This window comes from Streptomyces sp. NPDC019890 (genome assembly GCF_044903445.1).
GTDB lineage: Bacteria > Actinomycetota > Actinomycetes > Streptomycetales > Streptomycetaceae > Streptomyces.
In genome coordinates this window covers 407,505-425,310 of the sequence record NZ_JBJDQK010000004.1, presented here as the reverse complement: position 1 = coordinate 425,310, position 17,806 = coordinate 407,505, and the positions used below count along the sequence as shown (strand labels likewise).

At 68.9% G+C, this 17,806-nt stretch carries 16 protein-coding genes and 1 tRNA gene; 12 read left to right on the top strand and 5 right to left on the bottom strand.

Annotation, left to right across the window (positions count from 1 at the left end; all coding sequences use genetic code 11):
* Nucleotides 1–3: 3 nt before the first annotated feature.
* Together ACI2LP_RS14290 and ACI2LP_RS14285 are read left to right on the top strand one after the other, a co-directional pair.
* Nucleotides 4–2,289: a DUF6571 family protein gene (locus tag ACI2LP_RS14290; protein ID WP_404724816.1), complete on the top strand. Its 2,286-nt coding sequence runs from the start codon at nt 4–6 to the stop codon at nt 2,287–2,289.
* Nucleotides 2,290–2,291: 2 nt separating this feature from the next.
* Complete coding sequence (locus ACI2LP_RS14285; protein ID WP_404724815.1) at nt 2,292–2,993, top strand: hypothetical protein; 702 nt, start codon at nt 2,292–2,294, stop codon at nt 2,991–2,993.
* Nucleotides 2,994–3,058: 65 nt separating this feature from the next.
* Here ACI2LP_RS14285 and ACI2LP_RS14280 read toward each other — a convergent pair whose 3' ends face one another.
* The 4 genes from ACI2LP_RS14280 to ACI2LP_RS14265 form a co-directional block, all read right to left on the bottom strand.
* Nucleotides 3,059–3,397: a hypothetical protein gene (locus ACI2LP_RS14280; protein WP_404724814.1), complete on the bottom strand. Its 339-nt coding sequence runs from the start codon at nt 3,395–3,397 to the stop codon at nt 3,059–3,061.
* A 121-nt stretch (nt 3,398–3,518) separates the two neighbouring features.
* Nucleotides 3,519–4,409 carry a cellulose-binding protein gene (locus ACI2LP_RS14275; protein ID WP_404724813.1) on the bottom strand — a complete coding sequence of 297 codons (891 nt, stop codon included), beginning with the start codon at nt 4,407–4,409 and terminating at the stop codon, nt 3,519–3,521.
* 222 nt (nt 4,410–4,631) lie between these two features.
* Nucleotides 4,632–7,337: an SUKH-4 family immunity protein gene (locus tag ACI2LP_RS14270; RefSeq protein WP_404724812.1), complete on the bottom strand. Its 2,706-nt coding sequence runs from the start codon at nt 7,335–7,337 to the stop codon at nt 4,632–4,634.
* Between the two features lie 7 nt (nt 7,338–7,344).
* Nucleotides 7,345–8,331, bottom strand: coding sequence for an SMI1/KNR4 family protein (locus tag ACI2LP_RS14265; protein WP_404724811.1), 987 nt, complete (start codon nt 8,329–8,331; stop codon nt 7,345–7,347).
* A gap of 229 nt (nt 8,332–8,560) precedes the next feature.
* Here ACI2LP_RS14265 and ACI2LP_RS14260 point away from each other — a divergent pair, with 229 nt between their 5' ends.
* Both ACI2LP_RS14260 and ACI2LP_RS14255 read left to right on the top strand, forming a co-directional pair.
* Nucleotides 8,561–9,076, top strand: coding sequence for a YwqJ-related putative deaminase (locus tag ACI2LP_RS14260; RefSeq protein ID WP_404724810.1), 516 nt, complete (start codon nt 8,561–8,563; stop codon nt 9,074–9,076).
* 10 nt (nt 9,077–9,086) lie between these two features.
* Complete coding sequence (locus tag ACI2LP_RS14255; protein ID WP_404724809.1) at nt 9,087–9,578, top strand: SUKH-3 domain-containing protein; 492 nt, start codon at nt 9,087–9,089, stop codon at nt 9,576–9,578.
* Between the two features lie 125 nt (nt 9,579–9,703).
* Here the strand turns inward: ACI2LP_RS14255 and ACI2LP_RS14250 are convergent, their stop codons facing one another.
* Nucleotides 9,704–11,038, bottom strand: a complete 1,335-nt coding sequence (locus ACI2LP_RS14250) for a sensor histidine kinase (RefSeq protein WP_404724808.1) — start codon at nt 11,036–11,038, stop codon at nt 9,704–9,706.
* A 156-nt stretch (nt 11,039–11,194) separates the two neighbouring features.
* Here ACI2LP_RS14250 and ACI2LP_RS14245 point away from each other — a divergent pair, with 156 nt between their 5' ends.
* The 8 genes from ACI2LP_RS14245 to ACI2LP_RS14210 all read left to right on the top strand — a co-directional run bounded on the left by ACI2LP_RS14245 (nt 11,195) and on the right by ACI2LP_RS14210 (nt 17,736).
* Complete coding sequence (locus ACI2LP_RS14245; RefSeq protein WP_404724807.1) at nt 11,195–12,052, top strand: hypothetical protein; 858 nt, start codon at nt 11,195–11,197, stop codon at nt 12,050–12,052.
* 27 nt (nt 12,053–12,079) lie between these two features.
* A tRNA-Gln gene (locus ACI2LP_RS14240) sits at nt 12,080–12,151 on the top strand.
* A gap of 110 nt (nt 12,152–12,261) precedes the next feature.
* A complete protein-coding gene (gene glmU, locus ACI2LP_RS14235; RefSeq protein WP_404724806.1) occupies nt 12,262–13,710 on the top strand; it encodes a bifunctional UDP-N-acetylglucosamine diphosphorylase/glucosamine-1-phosphate N-acetyltransferase GlmU in 1,449 nt (482 codons plus the stop codon).
* A 109-nt stretch (nt 13,711–13,819) separates the two neighbouring features.
* The gene (locus ACI2LP_RS14230; RefSeq protein WP_404724805.1) at nt 13,820–14,794 is read left to right on the top strand and encodes a ribose-phosphate diphosphokinase; all 975 of its coding nucleotides are present in this window, start codon (nt 13,820–13,822) and stop codon (nt 14,792–14,794) included.
* A gap of 190 nt (nt 14,795–14,984) precedes the next feature.
* Nucleotides 14,985–15,581: a 50S ribosomal protein L25/general stress protein Ctc gene (locus ACI2LP_RS14225; RefSeq protein WP_404724804.1), complete on the top strand. Its 597-nt coding sequence runs from the start codon at nt 14,985–14,987 to the stop codon at nt 15,579–15,581.
* Between the two features lie 159 nt (nt 15,582–15,740).
* Complete coding sequence (gene pth, locus ACI2LP_RS14220; RefSeq protein ID WP_404724803.1) at nt 15,741–16,337, top strand: aminoacyl-tRNA hydrolase; 597 nt, start codon at nt 15,741–15,743, stop codon at nt 16,335–16,337.
* Between the two features lie 55 nt (nt 16,338–16,392).
* Entirely contained in the window at nt 16,393–16,863 is a 471-nt protein-coding gene (locus ACI2LP_RS14215) for a hypothetical protein (RefSeq protein ID WP_404724802.1), read from the top strand.
* A 195-nt stretch (nt 16,864–17,058) separates the two neighbouring features.
* Nucleotides 17,059–17,736: a hypothetical protein gene (locus ACI2LP_RS14210; RefSeq protein WP_404724801.1), complete on the top strand. Its 678-nt coding sequence runs from the start codon at nt 17,059–17,061 to the stop codon at nt 17,734–17,736.
* Nucleotides 17,737–17,806: the final 70 nt, after the last annotated feature.

Sequence of the window (17,806 nt, the reverse complement as noted above, 5' to 3'; positions counted from 1 at the left end):
GCCATGGTCACCTGCCAGGAACTGCAGGACCTCAACCTCACCAAGCTGAACACCGCGGTCACGCAGTGGAAGCAGATGCTCGACAAGCTGGTCACGCTCGCCGACGGGGGCGACGGAGGCATCAACGCCGCCGATCTGGAGCGCAAGGCCAACGCCGCGGACTGGAAGGGCGACAACGCCACCGTCACCAAGGAGTTCACCACCACGACGGCGCGCCAGTTCGACGACATGGTCACCGAGGCCCGCAGCATCCACAAGATCCTTGAGGAAGCCCACGCCAACCTGAAGAAGCACAAGGAAGACCTGAAGACCACGATCGACACGTGGGCCAAGAAGAACGTCTACATCGACGACAAGGGCAGCGCGATGTACTCCGGTCCGCAGCGCGAGGTCCCGGGCGGCCCCAAGGAGCAGACCAGCCAGGAAGAGGTCGACCAGGCGGCACGCGAGGTCGGCAGGATCCTGGAGGCGGCGAACGAGACCGACCGGATCGCCGCGCGTGCGCTGCGCAAGCACGCCCAGAGCAAGTACGACTTCGACGAGACGGGCTACAAGGGCCTCAAGGACGCCGACCGGCAGCAGGGCATCGAGGACGCCGACGCGATGGTGAAGCTCGCATCCAAGGGCGACGGGATGACCGACGACGAGCTGAAGCGCTTCAACGAGATCTCCAAGTACCACCGCGACAATCCCGCCTTCGCCGAGCGGTTCGCGACCAAGCTGGGCCCCGAAGGCACGCTCGAGTTCTGGCGCAGCCTCGCCGACCCGGGCCGGGGACGCACACCGGACCCTGACGGCGATCGCGCGAAGATCCTCGCGAAGGTGCAGGACAACCTGGGCATCACCCTCGCCAACGCCACCCGTGTCGACACCCCTGAAATGCAGGCGTGGAAGGACCGGATGATCGAGCTGGGCGACGATCCGATCAAGGCCAAGAGCGGCATCCCCAGCGCACCGTACGGCTTCCAGGTCCTCGGCCCACTGATGACTGAAGGCAAGTGGGACACGTCCTTCCTCAACAAGTACGGCGAGAAGATGCTCGAGTTCGAGCGCAAGTCCGACGACCCGGTGCTGGGCGGCCCGAAAGAGCTCTGGGAGAACCGCTTCAACCCGGCCCAGCTCTCCTACCCGCCCGGCGGCACCAAGCCGGACAGCGACCCGGTCGCCAACCTGATGGAGGCGCTCGGCCACAACCCGGAAGCCTCCCTGCAGTTCTTCAACGGCTCGTCCGGCAAGGGCGACGACGCCATGAGCAACTGGGACTACCTGGTCAACAAGGACGGCGAGGGCGCGCGCGAGTGGCCGACCGACGATGACGGGAAGACGACGGGGTTCAAGAACCTGGGCCACGCGCTGGAGTCGGGGACGCTCGGGTACGCGTACGACGACAAGGACCCGTCCATCCCTCCGATGAAGACCGATGAGCAGATCGCGGCGCGCGAACAGCGCACGTTGCTCATGGACCGCGTCGTGGACCACTATCAGAGCGCCGACATGATCGACAAGCAGGACGGAATCCGCGACAGCCTGGCGAACATGGCGGCCGGCCATATCGACAGCCTCGACTACACAATGGCCAACTGGGGCGGCACTGGAGAAGCCTCCGGCAGGGATGATCTGTTTCATGCCAAGGAGCAACACCTCCGCGACTTCGGAGAGATGGGCAGCAAGAACTTCCTGCGAGCCCTGGCCGCAGACGAGGGCTCCTACGAGACGGTTTCAACAGCCCAGCAGGTGTACGGGGCCAGCTCGATGGCCGCCCAGGGCGCCGACCACGAGGCCGCGCTGGACGCCGGGGTAAAAAGCGTCAGGATGCACGGTCTGCTGGACCAAGCGCGAGCCGAGGCCATCGGCCACGAATTCGCCGACGACAAGGACCGGCGGAATCTGGAGCTCGAGAAGCAGGGCGAATGGCGCAAATTCGCCGCCGAGGCTGCGGTCGGCGTCGGCGCGGGCGTAGCCACTGCCTTGATCGTCCCCACCGGTCCGGTGGCGGTGGTTGCCGTCCCTCTCGCCATTGAGACGATCGGCGGCGCAGCCAACACCCATGTCTCCACGGATACACTGCAATGGCTCAAGGACCACGAGTTCGACAACTTCGATGATTCGGTCGCGGGCGTCGACAAGGCCATGTATGACGGTCGCAGAAATGCGATGACCCCTCTCCTGAACTATGCAGAGGCGCACGGAATGAGCGAAACGGCAGTCGGCGATCTGGCCGAGCGCGCCGAGGGCCAGTACAACAACGGCGGGCATCTCAGCAATACCGGCGCCTCCCGAGGATGGTGATCATGAGAAGCGCGCTCACACTTACCGCCGTGACCGTCCTCCTGCTGGGTGCGTGCGCCTGCACGGCCGACAAGGAGGCCAAGGAGGAGGCCGAAGAGACAGCCAAGGGGGACGTTCTCGACGACTCCACCTGCAACGAACTCCTGGGCAACGCCGGACTGAAATGGATCGAAGAGCGTACAGGAGGCAAGGTACGTCTGAAGGTCGTCGACGATCTCAAGAAGGCACGCTCGCTGTTCTACCAGCAGGTGGAGAACTGGGGTCCGGACGATAGCGGCGCCCGCACGTTCCTGAGGGCCGATACCTGCTTGGCGAGGACAGACGTCACGAATGCCGAAAAGCAGCTCGAAATCCGGTACGGGCCCTCGTACTTCCGCTTCGATGCCCCATTCGACAAGGCTTCCGAAGTCAGTCCTGCGCAGACCGTGACCCCGGTCAATTCCACCGTCAAACTTGTACACGGGAAGGACCGCGATGGCATGGTCCGTTACCGCGTGTACGTCAAGTGCAAAATTCCGGGCACGTCCCCCAAGCAGGAGAACGAGGTGCCGATCGAGGGACAGCTGACCGACACGCTCACCGGCGACACCGGTGCCCGCGTCCACCTCACCCATCTGCTGCACTCCGCCAAGGTGATGGCCGACAACCTGGACTGCCAGAACAAGCCCGTCGTCCCGGCCGAGCCGCCCGCCTCGGTGAAGTAGCGCCTTCCGCGGCGGAGGGCTGCTCAGCTCTCCGCCGCCGTGCGGACCGGCCGCTCCGCCCTCCCTCAGCCGAGATGCCAGAGCATGGCGCCCGCGAGCACCATCACCAGGCCTGCGAGGGCCATGACCGCCCCCAGAAGCCGCTGGTACCAAGGCTGAGCCCACATCAGCCCCGAGGGCGCGCCATCCAGCTGCCCCAGCGGCGCCCCGCTCAACTGGCGCCGCTGCCGGATGTTCTCGGCCCGCCGGTCGGCAATGCCCCGTACATTGAACGCCCAACTCGCACCGCACCACACCGCGACCAGGCCGCCAACCGCAAAGACGCCAATAATCACCGGCGACGGCCCGTGCGCCCCTGCGGCAAGTATTTCCAGGACCTTGCCGTCACCCTTGCCTCCGCCCACGCGAAGCCTCCCCCGTCGTCCGGACTGCAACTCCCGACCCTAGAAGGGCATGATCAAGATTTGCCCATGTGACGACCATGCCCGGGCAATGGATGGCTCAGCCCGAACCCCGGAACCCCCGTCAGCCCTCCGCAGCCGCCCGCCCCGTCAGTGCCGCCAGGCTGTTGCGGATGTGCGCCATGTGCGCCTGCATCTCGTCGCGCGACTCCTCGTGCTGCCGCAGCGCCCGCTCCACGTCCCGCCCGATCCGCTCCTCGTGGACCCGGGCCTCGGCAATCAGCTCCGCGGCCCGCGCCTCCGCGTCCTCCTGGCCGTGGCGGGCGCTCTCCTCCGCCTCCGCGAAGGTGCGCTCGGCCGCCGAGAGGCCGGCCTCGGCGCAGGCCGTGAGCTCGGCGTGGTGCGCGTCCAACGCCGACTCGCAGTCCGCCAGTTCACGCTCCATCACTTCCCAGCGTTCGGCCTGCTCCTGCTCCAGCTCGGCCAGCATGCCCTCGGCCCGGCGGCGCATCTCCTTCCAGGCGGCCACCGCCTCGCCGCGCAGCTCCTTCACCTGGCGGCGCGCCTCGACACGGGTCTCGTCGGCCTCCGCCTGCGCCGCGAGCAGAATCTGCTGGACACGCGCCTCGGCGTCCGCCCGTACCGCCTCGGCCTGTTCCCGGGCCGCGTCACGCGTCTGCCGGCCCGCCGCGTCGGCCGCCTCGATCACGCCCTGCGCCGCTTCCCCGGCCGCGGTGCGTACTTCCTCGGCCTCCTCCTCGGCGACCGCCAGCAGATACTGGGCGCGCGTGCCGAGCGTGTCGTACGTCTGGGGGACGAGAGCGGAGACCACCTCGCGCAGGCCGGCCGCCTCCGCCTCCATGTCCCTCGCGAGGACGGTGAGGCGCGCCGCACGCTCCCACGCGTCGTCGCGGTTCTGGGACAGTGCGGTGACATGGGCGTCGGCCTCCTCCATGCGGTAGCCACGGCCACGTACGGCGACGAAGCCGTGAGGTGACACCGATGCAGCACTCATCCTTCGAGCCCCTCTCCGACAGACAACGCGATTGGCGCACATCCTGCTCGATTGCAGCGAAGTACCCATAACCGACACTCCACCAGCCGCAGCGATCAGTGGTGCGCCATTTGTCAAAAGAGGGAAGAAAGAAGTCGGAATCAGACCTATCAGGGGCAAAAGACAGGGGCGCCCGGCCTGCCGCAAGCAGGCCGGGCGCCCCGGTGATTCATGAGTACCGGGCTACAACAGTCCGTCCCACATCTGCTCGAGCAGCACCGACCACCAGCTCTCCGGCGACGCCAGCGCCGCCGGGTCCAGCGCCGTGAGCTGCGCCTGGAAGTCGACCGTCCAACGGCCGGCCTGCTCCGGGTTGAGGTTGAACCGCAGCCGCCACATCCGGCCGAGCAGCGCCAGGCAGCGGACAAACTCCGGCAGCCCGCTGTTCACGAACTGCGGCGCCACCGGCTGACCGCCCGGGCCCGACTCCACCGGAACCGCCACGATGTGCGCCGTGCCGTACTGGACGCAGATCGCCCGGCCGAAGTCACTGCCCACCACCAGATACGAACCCGCGTCGGCCGCGGGCTGCACCTGCCGCTGCGCCGCCAGCTCCGCCAGCGTCGGGACGACCGGCTGCGCGGGCTGCGCCCAGAAGAACGGGTTGAAGTCGCCCGGCAGCCCCGCCCACACCAGCGTGGCCGCGACGATCTCCGGCACGCCCTGACGCGACACGGCCCGCTGGTCGAACCGGCAGATGCCCTGCGGCCCGAACGCGGCCACCAGTTCCTGCGCGATCCCCTCCGGGGGAATCGGCGGAGCCGGCGGCAGCTGCGGCAGCGGCGCCCGCACCGGCGCGGGGCGCGCCGGGCCGTCCGCGACCTGGTGCAACTCGCCCTGGTGGGTGAGCAGATGCTGCATGCCCTGCTGTCGGCTGGCGTGGTCCCTGCCGTACGGCGCGACGGAGGTGATCCGCACCTGCGGCCAGGTCTCCCGGATCATCCGGGCGCAGTAGCCGCCGGGCAGCTCGCACGACTCCAGCTCGGTGTGCAGCTCGAGCACCTGCTGCGGCGGCACGTTCATGGCCCGCAGCTCATGCAGGATCTGCCACTCCGGATGCGGAGTGCCGGGCGCCGAGCGGCGGATCAACTGGGCCTCGGAGCCGTCGGGCGCGCGGTAGCGCAACACGGCCTGGTAGCCGGGGCCGACGGTCGGCTGACCGGTCGGCTGCTGCGGATAGCCGTACGCGGGCGGCTGACCGCCGTGCGGAGGCTGCGGCGCATGCGGTGCGGGGCCGGGAGGCGCACCGGGCGGTGCACCGGGAGGGCCGGGCGGCTGCGGAGCGCCGGGACCCATCTGGGCGGGTCCGGCGAGCATGGTCGCAGCGTGGTGCACGCCACCGCCAGGCGGACCGGGCGGCGTCGGCGCTCCCGGCGGACCGGGGGGCTGCGGCGCACCGGGACCCATCTGACTCGGGTCCGCAAGCATCGTCGCAGCATGGTGAACGCCACCACCCGGCGGCGGCGTGGAACCAGGCGGACCGGGCGGACCGGGAGGCTGCGGTGCCCCGGGCGGACCGGGCGGCTGGGGAGCCCCCGGACCCATCTGACTCGGGTCCGCAAGCATCGTCGCAGCATGGTGAACACCACCACCCGGCGGCGGCGTGGAACCAGGCGGACCGGGCGGACCAGGAGGCTGCGGAGCGCCAGGCGGCTGCGGACCCTCCGGGCCGAGCTGCGAGACAAGCTGCGTCGGCAGATAGCCGGCCGCCGCACCGGGAGCACCCGGAGCCCCGGGCGGGCCCGGCGGAGTCGCACCCGGCCGCGCACCCGGAATGCCGGGAGCGCCGGGCGGCGGCGGAGTCGTGGAACCGGTGCCGCGCGCACCACGCGGCGGCACCGCCGCCTTGCTCGTCGCCGCGTCCGCGATGTCACTGGCCCCGGGCGCAACCGGACGGGAAGGAGCACCGGGCCCGGAAGGTGCGCCAGGACCCGAAGGGGCGCCGGGACCAGGCTGGTTCAGCGCCGGGGAGACCGTCGTCCGCGGCAGACTGCTGCCGCCCGACATCAGCGCCGTCGGCGCGTCCGCGCCCACCACGGGCGTCGGACTGTCGTCGTCGTCGGCCCCGGAGATCGGCGGCGCAAACACCGTCGCCGGCAACGGCACTGACGCATCGCCCGAACCGGCCGCGTTGGTGTCCGTCCACGGCGTGGCCCCGGACGGCGTCGGCGGAACCCCGTCGGAAGCCGTCGGCTCGTAGTCGCCGCCACCGGCACTGGGCCACCCGGCCCCGCCCTGCGAGGCGCCGCCACCCAAGGAACCGGCCTCGGGCCACATCGACCCTGCCGCGGACGAACTCCCCCCGGCCTGCGAGGCATTGGGGCCCGTGGCGCCGGAAGCGGCAGCGGCAGCCGACCAGTCCGCCCCGGACGAAGGCGCAGAAGGCGGCGCGGAAGACGGGGTGGGCGACGGGGTGGGCGACGGGGTGGGCGAGGGCGCGGAAGCCCGCCCAGCCGCAGCCTCGGACGCCGCCGAAGCGGCCACAGACTCCCCGGACTGCGGCGAACGCCGGTCCGGGATCCCCAGCTTGTCCGCCGCGTCCTGGAGCCACTCCGGCGGGCTCAACAGGAACGACGTCTGGTTCAGATCGATCCGCTGCGGCGGCTCCGGCGCCGCCGGAGCCTCCTCCGGCGCCCCGTACTCCTCCTCGTACCGGCGGATCACCTCACCCACCGGCAGCCCCGGCCACAGCGTCGCCTCACCACTGTCCCGGGCGATCACCAGACGCTGCTGCCCGCCGTCCGAGCGCACACCGCCCTCGCGGTCCTCCGCCCACACCACAAAGCCCAGCTCGAACTCCCGCACCCGCACCTCGCGGTGCTGATACGCGGGCACATCGCCATTCACCCACTCTTCCGCGCGCTCCTGCGCCTGCGCGAAGGTCACCATCGGACCGTCACCCCTCGTCCGAAATCGGGACGGCGCGCGCGAAGCCGCCGTCCACCATCAGGTTCGCCACGGTCTCCAGCTCCGGCGGACTGCCCGCAAGACGCTGCAGAAAACCGTCGAAGTCGTCGCCGCACGGCAGCAACAGCCGCTCCACACGCTCCTGCACGCTCCACCCGTCCTGGTCCCGCGCGTCGTCGTACGCACAGAACCACACCGAGCCGGTCGCCGAACCCTTGACCTTCACGGCCAGGATCCCGCCCTGAACGAACGCAACGCCCAGGTAGTCCTTGGTGAGATGGTCCCGCAGACACTTGTTGACGTACACCAGATCATTGACCGCGGCCTCGTCCCGCACCGTGAAGAACGGCTGGTCGACCAGCAGCCCCAACTCGGCGTCGAGCGCCGCCCCGACCGGGGCACAGCCACCGGCCGCCTTCAGGAACGTGCGGTACGCACCGGGCAGCCGGTAGCCCAAGTCCTCCTCGACGCCCAGCAGTTGCTCCTCCGTCACCGACACCGCACCCTTGGGCAGCCCGAAGTGCGTGGGCCGGGTCTCCTGCAACGGCCGCGTGCCCCGCTTGCCCTGGTCCACCGGCGCCGTCGCCAGACCACCGTGATGCCGCAGCAGCGCCTTCACCTCGACCGGCACCAGCTCAAGACGGCGAGTGCCCGGCACGTGGTGCCAGGTCCAGCCGTGCGGAGTGGCGACCGAAGCAATCGTGTCCCACAACGCATGGCCATCGGCGTGCAGCGCGGCGTTCGCCGACACATAGTCCGTGAGCCGCAGCTCGTCGATGCCGAAGCCCTGCGGAGGTTCGGCGATCTCCGCGGCCGCGCGCGCGTACGGCGAGAAATCCGGATGGCCGTGCTCGTCCACGCGCACACCCCTGGGGTGGCGGGAAGCCCGGACCGGGTCCGGGAAATTCACGACCTGCCCGGCGTAGGCCGCGTTCGGTGGCGCGGCATGCTGCTGCCCGAGCCGACCTGTCGTCATGGCGGTTGCCCCCTGCTGCTTCTGGCTGGTTCAGGACAGCCTAAGCGGTGGGGCAATAGGGGGAACCAACGCTCCACTTCGATCACGATCAGTCACATACGAGTGACCGAAAGCCGAAGCACCGACGACACGCAGACACGTTTCAGTGCCCCAGCTTCCACACCACCCGCCCCATTTGGCAGGCTGTCCCCTCAACTGGGGGGCGTGCACGGGAGGGGATCACAGCACCATGCACACAGCGCAACCAAGCGCGTCGGGCACCTCGGGTGATCCACGCCTCAGCTGGAGCAGCACCGAGGCCCATCACCCGCCCGCACTGAACCACCGCCGCGACGGCATCCTGCCCGCCGTCGCCGCAGCACTCTCGGTACGCGGCGAAACCCTCACCTGCACCGCGGGCAAGGGCGACCAGCCACCCGTACTCCACCCACTCGTACAGGACTTCCTCGACACCCTCACCAGCGGCCAGCGCGAACGCTTCACCGGCCGCTGCCCCGAGGCGATCCTGCTCTCACGGCATCTGACCGCGGCGGAGACAGCGCGCTCGAAGCGGGCACAGCGCAAGCCACTGACTCACAGCGAGGCAAAGCGTTCCCTCAAACAGGCAAAACTCACCGCACGCCGCATCCGCGAAGACGGCGACCCGCTGCACGGCAGCTACGCACCACCCTGCCGCTCCTGTACGCAGATGCTCGACCACTTCGGGGTACGCCCCGTCGCCCCGACCACAACCGAGAACGGCTGACCCCGCACCGATGCGCGACCACCTCAGCACCACCCGATTCCCGGTCGCGGTCGACGCCGCGCTGCGCGAGGCAGGCTGGCAGCCCGGCCGCTGGGACATCAAGCTGGCCGAACACTGGGCCGACACGCTGCGCGCGTACGCCTCCCCGGCGGGCCACCGGCACATCGTCTTCCCAGCAGCCGTCGAGGCATGGGCTGAATTCGGCGGCCTGCGCATCACATCCCCCGGCCCCGGCCGCCAGACCGCCCCCACCCCGGTGCGCTTCGACCCGCTGGCCGGACTCCACCTCGCCCGTACGCTGGCCGACCTCGGCCGGGCACTGGACACGGAGATCTCCCCGCTCGGCGAGGAGGGCGACAGCCAGGCAGTACTGGCAATCGACACCGAGGGCCGCGTCTACAGCCTGGACCACACGGGCGACTGGTACCTGGGCCCGGACCTCGAGCACGCCCTGACAACCCTGGTCACCGGCATCCAGCCGGCCCGCCTGACCCTGGACTGAGGACACACCGACGTCCTGTACCGGCCCGTCACTCAGGCCGGCTCTGCCACCACGGCCCGTCACTCAGGCCGGCTCCGCGACCCCGACCCGTCACTCAGGCCGGCTCCCCGACCCCGACCCGTCACTCAGGCCGGCTCCCCGACCCCGACCCGGTCCGGCAGCACCGCCGAGACCCGGAAGCCGCCCGCATCGGTCGGGCCCGACACAAAGACCCCGCCCAACGCCAGCACCCGCTCCCGCATGCCGACCAGGCCGTTGCCACCACTCGGCAGGCCAGCGGCCACGGCCGCGCCACTCGCGTCCGGAGCGCCGTTCTCCACCTGCATCGCAACCTCGGACTCACGGTGCGCAAGGCGCACCATCACCTTCGCCCCCGCCGCATGCTTGTGGACATTCGTCAGAGCCTCCTGAACCACGCGGTACGCGGTCTGCTCGACCTCCGGCGCATACACCCTCGCCTCGCCGTGCACAGCCAGCTCCACGACCATCCCGGCCTGCCGGGACTGCCCGACAAGCGCGTCGATGTCCGCCAGAGACGGCCCGTCGTCCGCGGCCGCCGCAGCCGCCGCGGCAGCAGCCGCACCCACCGCCGCCAGCGGCACCGGCGCCGCCCCCCGCTGCTCGTTCTCGCCCGCCCGCAGCACCCCGAGCATCTCCCGCAGCTCGGTCAGCGCCTGCCGCCCCATGTCACCCACCAGCGCCGCGTTCTTCACAGCCTTCTGGGGATCCTTCAAAGCCACCGCCTGCAGCGCGGCCGCATGCACCACCATCAGGCTCACCCGGTGCGCCACGACGTCGTGCATCTCGCGCGCGATCCGGGTCCGCTCCTCCGTACGCGCCCACTGGGCCCGCTGCTCCGCCCGGTCGGCCAGCAGCGACAACTCCTGCTCCAGGCTGTCGGCGCGGTCCCGCAGACTCTCCATCAGCCGACGCCTGGCCCCTATGTAGAGACCGAGCAGCACGGGCGGCGCGGTCAGCCCCACCGACATGAAGCCCGCCATCGTCGGCACGTACCACGCGCCAGGCTCCGGATCGAAGTCCGCGGACTGCACGTCCTGCCGCACCCGTACGAACGTCACGATCAGCGTCGCGGCCAGCGACATCCCCGCGAGCGCCGCGGTGATCCGGCGCGGAACGTCGGACGCGGCGAGCGTATACAGCCCGACGACGCCCATCAGATAGCCCATCTCCGCGGGCGTGGTCGCGATCGACACCAGCACCACGGCGATCGGCCACCGCCGCCGCAGCACCAGCACTCCCCCGACAATCAGCCCGAACAACACCCCGAACGGCACGGGAAGCGCGGCCTTGTCCGCGAACCCGACACCTTCCAGAGCGCACTCGAAGGCAGAGACGAGCCCGAGCCCCGCGTCCAGCACGACACTGCGCCGCCGCCCCCACCACAGCCAGGTACGGGCTGGGCTGCCCGTGGCGTCCTGGTGTGCCCCCGTTGTGGTCATGTCGTCCAGCCTAAGGGCGGGCGCGACTCATTTTCCTGGGAGTTTCGACAGCACGGAACGCGATCGAACACGTACGAAACGTGCACTGATCGCACGATCCGGTGAATCGAGCGGGCTTTCGAGACGGACGTCCGTATTCCGGATGACGATCACCGCATGACAGAGATCCTCGGCAAGTACGCCGACTTCGAGGGCCTGCGCGAACAGGCGATCACCCTCCGCCGGGAAGGCCTCAGCCGCCGCCAGATCCGCGACCGGCTCCACGTCGACAACAACGACATCCTCAACCGGCTGCTGGAGGGCGAGCCGCCACCGGAGTGGACGAAGCGCCCGAACGCGAACGACGACCTCCGGGCGAAGGCGAGGGAGCTGCGACTCCAGGGCCTGACGTACGACCAGATACAGGTCGAGCTGGGCTGCTCGAAGAGCTCGATCTCGTTGTGGGTACGGGATCTGCCGAAGCCGGAACCCCGCTACACCGACCAGGAACGGCGTGCCCGCATGGACGCGGGCCTCGCCCACCTTCGCGCAGCACAGGACCAGGAACGCCAGCAAACCAAGGAGTCAGCTCTCAGGGAGATCGGCCAACTCACCGACCGGGAGTTGCTCCTCGTCGGAGTCGCTCTCTACTGGGCCGAGGGCGCCAAGGACAAGCCGTACCGCAGGTGCGAGGTCCTCCAGTTCATCAACAGCGATCCCGACGTGATCAAGGTGCACCTGCGCTGGCTCGAACTCCTCGGGGTCCCGCGTGAGCGCATGCGATTCCGGGTGAGCATCCACGAGTCCGCAGATGTAGCCGAGGCCGAGCGGTACTGGGCGGACCTGGCAGGTGTCGACACGACCGTCTTCCAGAGAGCGACGCTCAAGAAGCACAACCCGCGGACCACACGGAAGAACACCGGCGAGACATACAGAGGCTGCCTGGTCATCTACGTCACCAAGAGCGCCGATCTTTACCGTCGCATGGAAGGCGCTTGGTACGGCATAGTGTTGGGTGCCGATTCGGCGACCTGACCAAATGTCCGGTTTAGCCGTGTTTCATCCCCCGTGGTGTAATTGGCAGCACTGTGGCTTTTGGTGCCATCTGTCCGGGTTCGAGTCCTGGCGGGGGAGCTTCCTGGGTTCGGGTCCTGACTGCACCATTCAGGACCCGCCCTTATTTCGCCCCCGAAACCCCCCGGTATCCTTCGGATGTCCACCACCCGAAGCCGAAGGGCATTCCCGTGAGCGCCAACCGCCCGGCAGCCGTCGTCGTCCTCGCAGCGGGTGAGGGCACCCGCATGAAGTCGAAGACCCCCAAGGTCCTGCACGAGATCTGCGGGCGCTCGCTCGTCGGACATGTCGTCTCCGCAGCCCGTGAGCTGAACCCCGAGCACCTCGTCGTCGTTGTCGGTCATGCGAGTGAGCAGGTCAAGGGGCATCTCGCCGAGCAGTACGCCGGCACCCGCACCGCCTACCAGGCCGAGCAGAACGGCACCGGGCACGCCGTCCGGATGGCGCTCGAAGAGCTCGGCCGGACCCTCGAGGGCACCGTCGTCGTCGTGTGCGGCGACACCCCGCTGCTGTCCGGCGAGACCCTCACCGCGCTCACCGCGACGCATGTCGCCGACGGCAATGCCGTCACCGTGCTGACCGCCGAGGTGCCGGACTCGACCGGCTACGGCCGGATCGTGCGGGACGGCGTCACCGGCGCGGTCACCGCGATCGTCGAGCACAAGGACGCCACCGAGGAGCAGCGCGCCGTCCGGGAGATCAATTCCGGGGTTTTCGCCTTCGACGGGCAGCTGCTCGCGGATGCGCTCGGCAAGGTGCGTACGGACAACAGCCAGGGCGAGGAGTACCTCACCGATGTGCTGGGCATCCTGCGCGAGGCCGGTCATCGGGTCGGTGCGTCGGTCGCCGCCGATCACCGCGAGATTCTGGGCATCAACAACCGTGTGCAGTTGGCGGAGGCGCGGCGGCTGCTCAATGAGCGGCTGCTGGAGCGGGCGATGACGGCGGGCGTCACGATCGTCGACCCGGCTTCCGTCTTTGTCGATGTGACGGTCACCTTCGAGCGGGACGCGATCGTTCACCCGGCCACGCAGCTGCTGGGCTCGACGCACCTCGCGGAGGATGCGGAGGTCGGGCCGAACAGCCGCCTCAAGGACACTGTCGTGGGCAGCGGTGCGCGCGTGAACAACACGGTCGCGGATTCCGCGGAGATCGGCGAGGGCGCTTCGGTGGGTCCGTTCGCGTATCTCCGTCCCGGTACGAGGCTCGGTGCGAAGGCCAAGGCCGGTACGTATGTGGAGATGAAGAACGCGACGATCGGCGAGGGCACGAAGGTGCCGCATCTGTCGTACGTCGGCGATGCGACGATCGGCGAGTACACGAACATCGGTGCCGCGAGCGTGTTTGTGAACTATGACGGTGAGGCCAAGCACCACACCACGATCGGTTCGCACTGCAAGACGGGCTCGGACAACATGTTTGTGGCGCCTGTCACGGTCGGGGACGGCGCGTACACGGCGGCGGGCTCGGTCATCACGAAGGATGTGCCGGCTGGTTCGCTGGCTGTCGCCCGGGGCCAGCAGCGGAATATCGAGGGTTGGGTGGCTCGTAAGCGGCCCGGGAGCGCGGCCGCGCAGGCGGCTGCCGCGGCCGTGGAGCAGGGCGAAGGCGAAAACTGACCGGAAACGGGTGCGTCCAAGTCGGCGTACCGTGAAACGTGCACATAAATTCGGCTGGTTCGCGCACGTCCAGATCGCGGCCAGAGAACCCCTCTTAGGAGACAGTGCTGTGACCGGGATCAAGACGACCGGCGAGAAGAAGCTGATGTTCTTCTCCGGCCGCGCCCACCCCGAGCTGGCCGAGGAGGTCGCGCACCAGCTGGGTGTGGGCCTCGTGCCGACGAAGGCTTTCGACTTCGCCAACGGCGAGATCTATGTCCGCTTCCAGGAGTCGGCGCGTGGCGCGGACTGCTTCTTGATCCAGAGCCACACGGCTCCGATCAATAAGTGGATCATGGAGCAGCTCATCATGATCGATGCTCTGAAGCGGGCGTCCGCCCGGAGCATCACGGTGATCGTTCCGTTCTACGGCTATGCGCGTCAGGACAAGAAGCACCGTGGTCGTGAGCCGATCTCGGCCCGTCTGGTTGCCGATCTGATGAAGACGGCGGGCGCCCACCGTATTCTCACGGTCGATCTGCACACGGACCAGATCCAGGGTTTCTTCGACGGCCCGGTCGATCATCTCTTCGCGCTGCCGATCCTCGCCGACTATGTCGCGACGAAGGTCGACAAGTCGAAGCTGACGGTTGTTTCTCCGGATGCCGGCCGTGTGCGGGTCGCGGACCGCTGGTGCGACCGGCTGGACGCGCCGCTGGCGATCGTTCACAAGCGTCGCGACAAGGATGTGGCCAATCAGGTCACGGTTCACGAGGTTGTCGGCAATGTCGAGGGCCGGGTCTGTGTGCTGGTCGACGACATGATCGACACCGGTGGCACGATCTGTGCCGCTGCCGACGCGCTGTTTGCGCACGGTGCGGAGGACGTCATCGTGACGGCGACGCATGGTGTGCTGTCGGGCCCGGCGGCGGACCGTCTGAAGAACTCGAAGGTCAGTGAGTTCGTCTTCACGAACACGCTGCCCGACCCGGGCGACCTGGAGCTCGACAAGATCACGGTGCTGTCGATCGCGCCGACGATCGCGCGCGCGGTGCGTGAGGTCTTCGAGGACGGTTCGGTGACGAGCCTCTTCGAGGAGCAGTAGATCGAGCAGTAGATCTTCGCGTAGAGATCCTTTTGGGGCACGGCCTCCCTGCCGGGTAGACTCGCAGAGTTGCTCGGCGAGGGAGGCCGTACTCATTTGTACGGCGGTCCGTTATCGACGCGCTCTTCGTAGCAGGCCTGTCGTGGCCGGGTGACCGCCACCAGATTTTTCTGCAATACGAGGAGTGCACATGTCCGAGGTGAAGCTCGCCGCCGAGATCCGTTCCGAGTTCGGCAAGGGTGCGGCCCGTCGCGTCCGCCGCGAGAACAAGGTTCCCGGTGTTCTGTACGGTCACGGTTCCGACCCGGTCCACATCACGCTGCCGGGTCACGAGCTGCTGCTCGCCCTGCGGACGTCCAACGTTCTGATCTCCCTGGACCTCGAGGGCAGGACCGAGCTGGCCATCCCGAAGGCCGTGCAGCGCGACGCGATCAAGGGCTTCCTGGAGCACGTCGACCTGCTCATCGTGAAGCGCGGCGAGAAGGTCAACGTCGAGATCCCGGTGCACACCGAGGGCGAGCTGGCCCCGGGTGCCTACCTGGTCGAGCACGTGCTGAACGCCCTGCCGGTCGAGGCCGAGGCCACGCACATCCCGGAGTCCGTCACGGTCTCCATCGCCGGCCTGGAGGCCGGTGACTCCATCCTCGCCAAGGACGTGCCGCTGCCGTCCGGCACGACCCTGGCCGTCGAGGACGACACCGTCGTCCTGCAGGTCCTGGCCGCGCAGGCCGAGGAGCCGGCCGCCGAGGGTGCCGAGGGCGAGGCGGAAGAGGTCGCCGAGGTCTGAGCCGTAGGCTCTGCTTGACGCGGACGGGGTGGTGGGCTTCGGCCCGCCACCCCGTTTCCCTGTCCCTGAACTCCCTGAACTCCTGAACTCCCTGAACTCCCTGTCCTGAAGTCCCTGACTCCCTGAACTCCCTGTACGTACGCGAGGAGACGCCGCGAGATGACGACCGACGCCAACGCTCCCTGGCTCATCGTGGGCCTCGGTAATCCCGGGCCCGGTTATGCCGCGAACCGGCACAACGTGGGGTTCATGGTGGCCGACCTGCTGGCGGAGCGCATCGGCGGCTCGTTCAAGCGGGCTCAGAAGGCGCAGGCTCAGGTGCTGGAGGGACGGATCGGCCCGCCGGGTCCGGGGAGCCGGCGGGTGATTCTCGCCAAGCCGATGTCGTACATGAATCTTTCGGGCGGCCCGGTGACGGCGTTGCGCGATTTCTACAAGGTGCCGATCGCCAACATTGTTGCGATTCATGATGAGTTGGACATCGATTACGGCATGCTGCGGCTGAAGCTGGGTGGTGGCGACAACGGGCACAACGGCCTGAAGTCGATGACCAAGGCGATGGGCCCGGACTATCACCGGGTGCGTTTCGGTATCGGCCGTCCGCCGGGCCGGATGCAGGTCGCGGACTTCGTCCTCAAGGACTTCTCCTCGGCGGAGCGCAAGGAGCTCGGGTACTTCGTGGATCGTGCGGCGGACGCGGTGGAGTGTCTGGCGATTGACGGCCTGGAGCGGGCTCAAAGTACCTATAACTCCTGATAAGGCGGGGCCATGGTTTGACCGAGCGCGGTCGCATGGCCAAGGATCGCGCCCCATGAAGCGGAGTTCCCCCCACCGCCTACTGGCTCACGCCCGCCATGCGGCCATGGCCCTCGTCGCCCTCCTGCTCCTTGTGGCCGGCTTCTGGTCGTCGTGGGGTACGGCGCAGCACGTTCTGCTCGCGAAGGGCCGCGAGCACGGCACGATCACGGTCGCGAGCTGTGGCGAGAAGACCTGCACGGGCCCGTACGACCCGGAGGGCCTGCCGGGGCCCCGCAAGGGCATGACGATCGAGAAGTCGGTCGGCGTGAAGAAGGGCGCGAAGCTTCCGGTGGTGGTGAAGCCGGACACGGACGAGGTGGTCCGCACGGGCACGGCGGGTGCCCTGCATGCCTGGCTGCCGATGGGGGGCGCGCTGCTTCTTGCGGCCCTGGTCGTCGGCGGTGGGCTGAGACTGACGCGTACGGCGTGGGGGATGGCGGCGGCGGGCGGTGCGCTGCTGCTCGGGGCGTTCTTCGCGCTCTGAGCCCCCGGCCCCCTGGACTCCCGCACCGGAACGCCTTACCGGAACGTCACATTCACCTGATCGTTATCCGGGACTATTGGGACAAGGTGAGGCGCTTGGGGCAGATGCGTCACCGCGCGTCTTGACCTGCTCGTGGGTTCACAGGACGCTGAGCCGCCCCCCACGGCATCCGCCCTCTCTCACGTTGGATTGCCCATGCGCACCCTCACGTCCACCGGCGCCCTGGTGACGGCAGCGGCGCTCTCGCTGCTGGCCGCTCCGGCCGCGCACGCCACCCCTCCCGGCGACAACGGCACCGTGAAGATCCACGACGCCAAGACCGGCGAAGAACTCCGTAAGAACGAGCCGCACGTCTGCTCCTTCTATCTCGACGCCTTCGGCTTCGACGGCGCTCAAGAAGTCGACTGGAAGATCGTCGAGATGCCGCCCACGGGCACCAAGGGCAAGCTCGCGGACAGCGGTTCGCTGACGCTGGACGCCCAGGGTCACGGCCGTACGGACGACAAGTCCCTGCCCGACGGGCACTACAAGCTCATCTGGAACTTCGACGGTGAGCACGGCGCAGCGAAGCACAAGGTCTTCTGGACCGACTGCGAGGACGACGACAAGCCCAGCGAGAAGCCGTCCGACAAGCCGAGTGACAAGCCCAGCGACAAGCCGGGCGAGCAGCCGTCCGACCAGCCGTCCACCCCGGCGGACGACCAGTCGACCTCCCCGGCCGACACGAAGCCCACCTCCGCCCCGAGCCCGGGCGGCGACCTCGCCGAGACGGGCAACGGCGCCCCTGTCGGCGTCCTGGCCTCCGTAGCGGCCGCGCTGGTGGCGGCCGGCGGCTACCTGCTGGCCCGCCGCCGTACCGGCCGCCAGCACTGACACACAAGGGTGCCCCCACCGGAATTCAGGACTTCCGGCGGGGGCACCCTTGTGTGCGTCGGCTCTGTGT

Coding starts and splice junctions, on each gene's coding strand:
- ACI2LP_RS14290 (WP_404724816.1), top strand. CDS start 4: ATGGTCACCTGCCAGGAACTGCAGGACCTCAACCTCACCAAGCTGAAC.
- ACI2LP_RS14285 (WP_404724815.1), top strand. CDS start 2,292: ATGAGAAGCGCGCTCACACTTACCGCCGTGACCGTCCTCCTGCTGGGT.
- ACI2LP_RS14275 (WP_404724813.1), bottom strand. CDS start 4,409: ATGAGTGCTGCATCGGTGTCACCTCACGGCTTCGTCGCCGTACGTGGC.
- ACI2LP_RS14270 (WP_404724812.1), bottom strand. CDS start 7,337: ATGGTGACCTTCGCGCAGGCGCAGGAGCGCGCGGAAGAGTGGGTGAAT.
- ACI2LP_RS14265 (WP_404724811.1), bottom strand. CDS start 8,331: ATGACGACAGGTCGGCTCGGGCAGCAGCATGCCGCGCCACCGAACGCG.
- ACI2LP_RS14260 (WP_404724810.1), top strand. CDS start 8,561: ATGCACACAGCGCAACCAAGCGCGTCGGGCACCTCGGGTGATCCACGC.
- ACI2LP_RS14255 (WP_404724809.1), top strand. CDS start 9,087: ATGCGCGACCACCTCAGCACCACCCGATTCCCGGTCGCGGTCGACGCC.
- ACI2LP_RS14250 (WP_404724808.1), bottom strand. CDS start 11,038: ATGACCACAACGGGGGCACACCAGGACGCCACGGGCAGCCCAGCCCGT.
- ACI2LP_RS14245 (WP_404724807.1), top strand. CDS start 11,195: ATGACAGAGATCCTCGGCAAGTACGCCGACTTCGAGGGCCTGCGCGAA.
- ACI2LP_RS14225 (WP_404724804.1), top strand. CDS start 14,985: ATGTCCGAGGTGAAGCTCGCCGCCGAGATCCGTTCCGAGTTCGGCAAG.
- pth (WP_404724803.1), top strand. CDS start 15,741: ATGACGACCGACGCCAACGCTCCCTGGCTCATCGTGGGCCTCGGTAAT.
- ACI2LP_RS14215 (WP_404724802.1), top strand. CDS start 16,393: ATGAAGCGGAGTTCCCCCCACCGCCTACTGGCTCACGCCCGCCATGCG.
- ACI2LP_RS14210 (WP_404724801.1), top strand. CDS start 17,059: ATGCGCACCCTCACGTCCACCGGCGCCCTGGTGACGGCAGCGGCGCTC.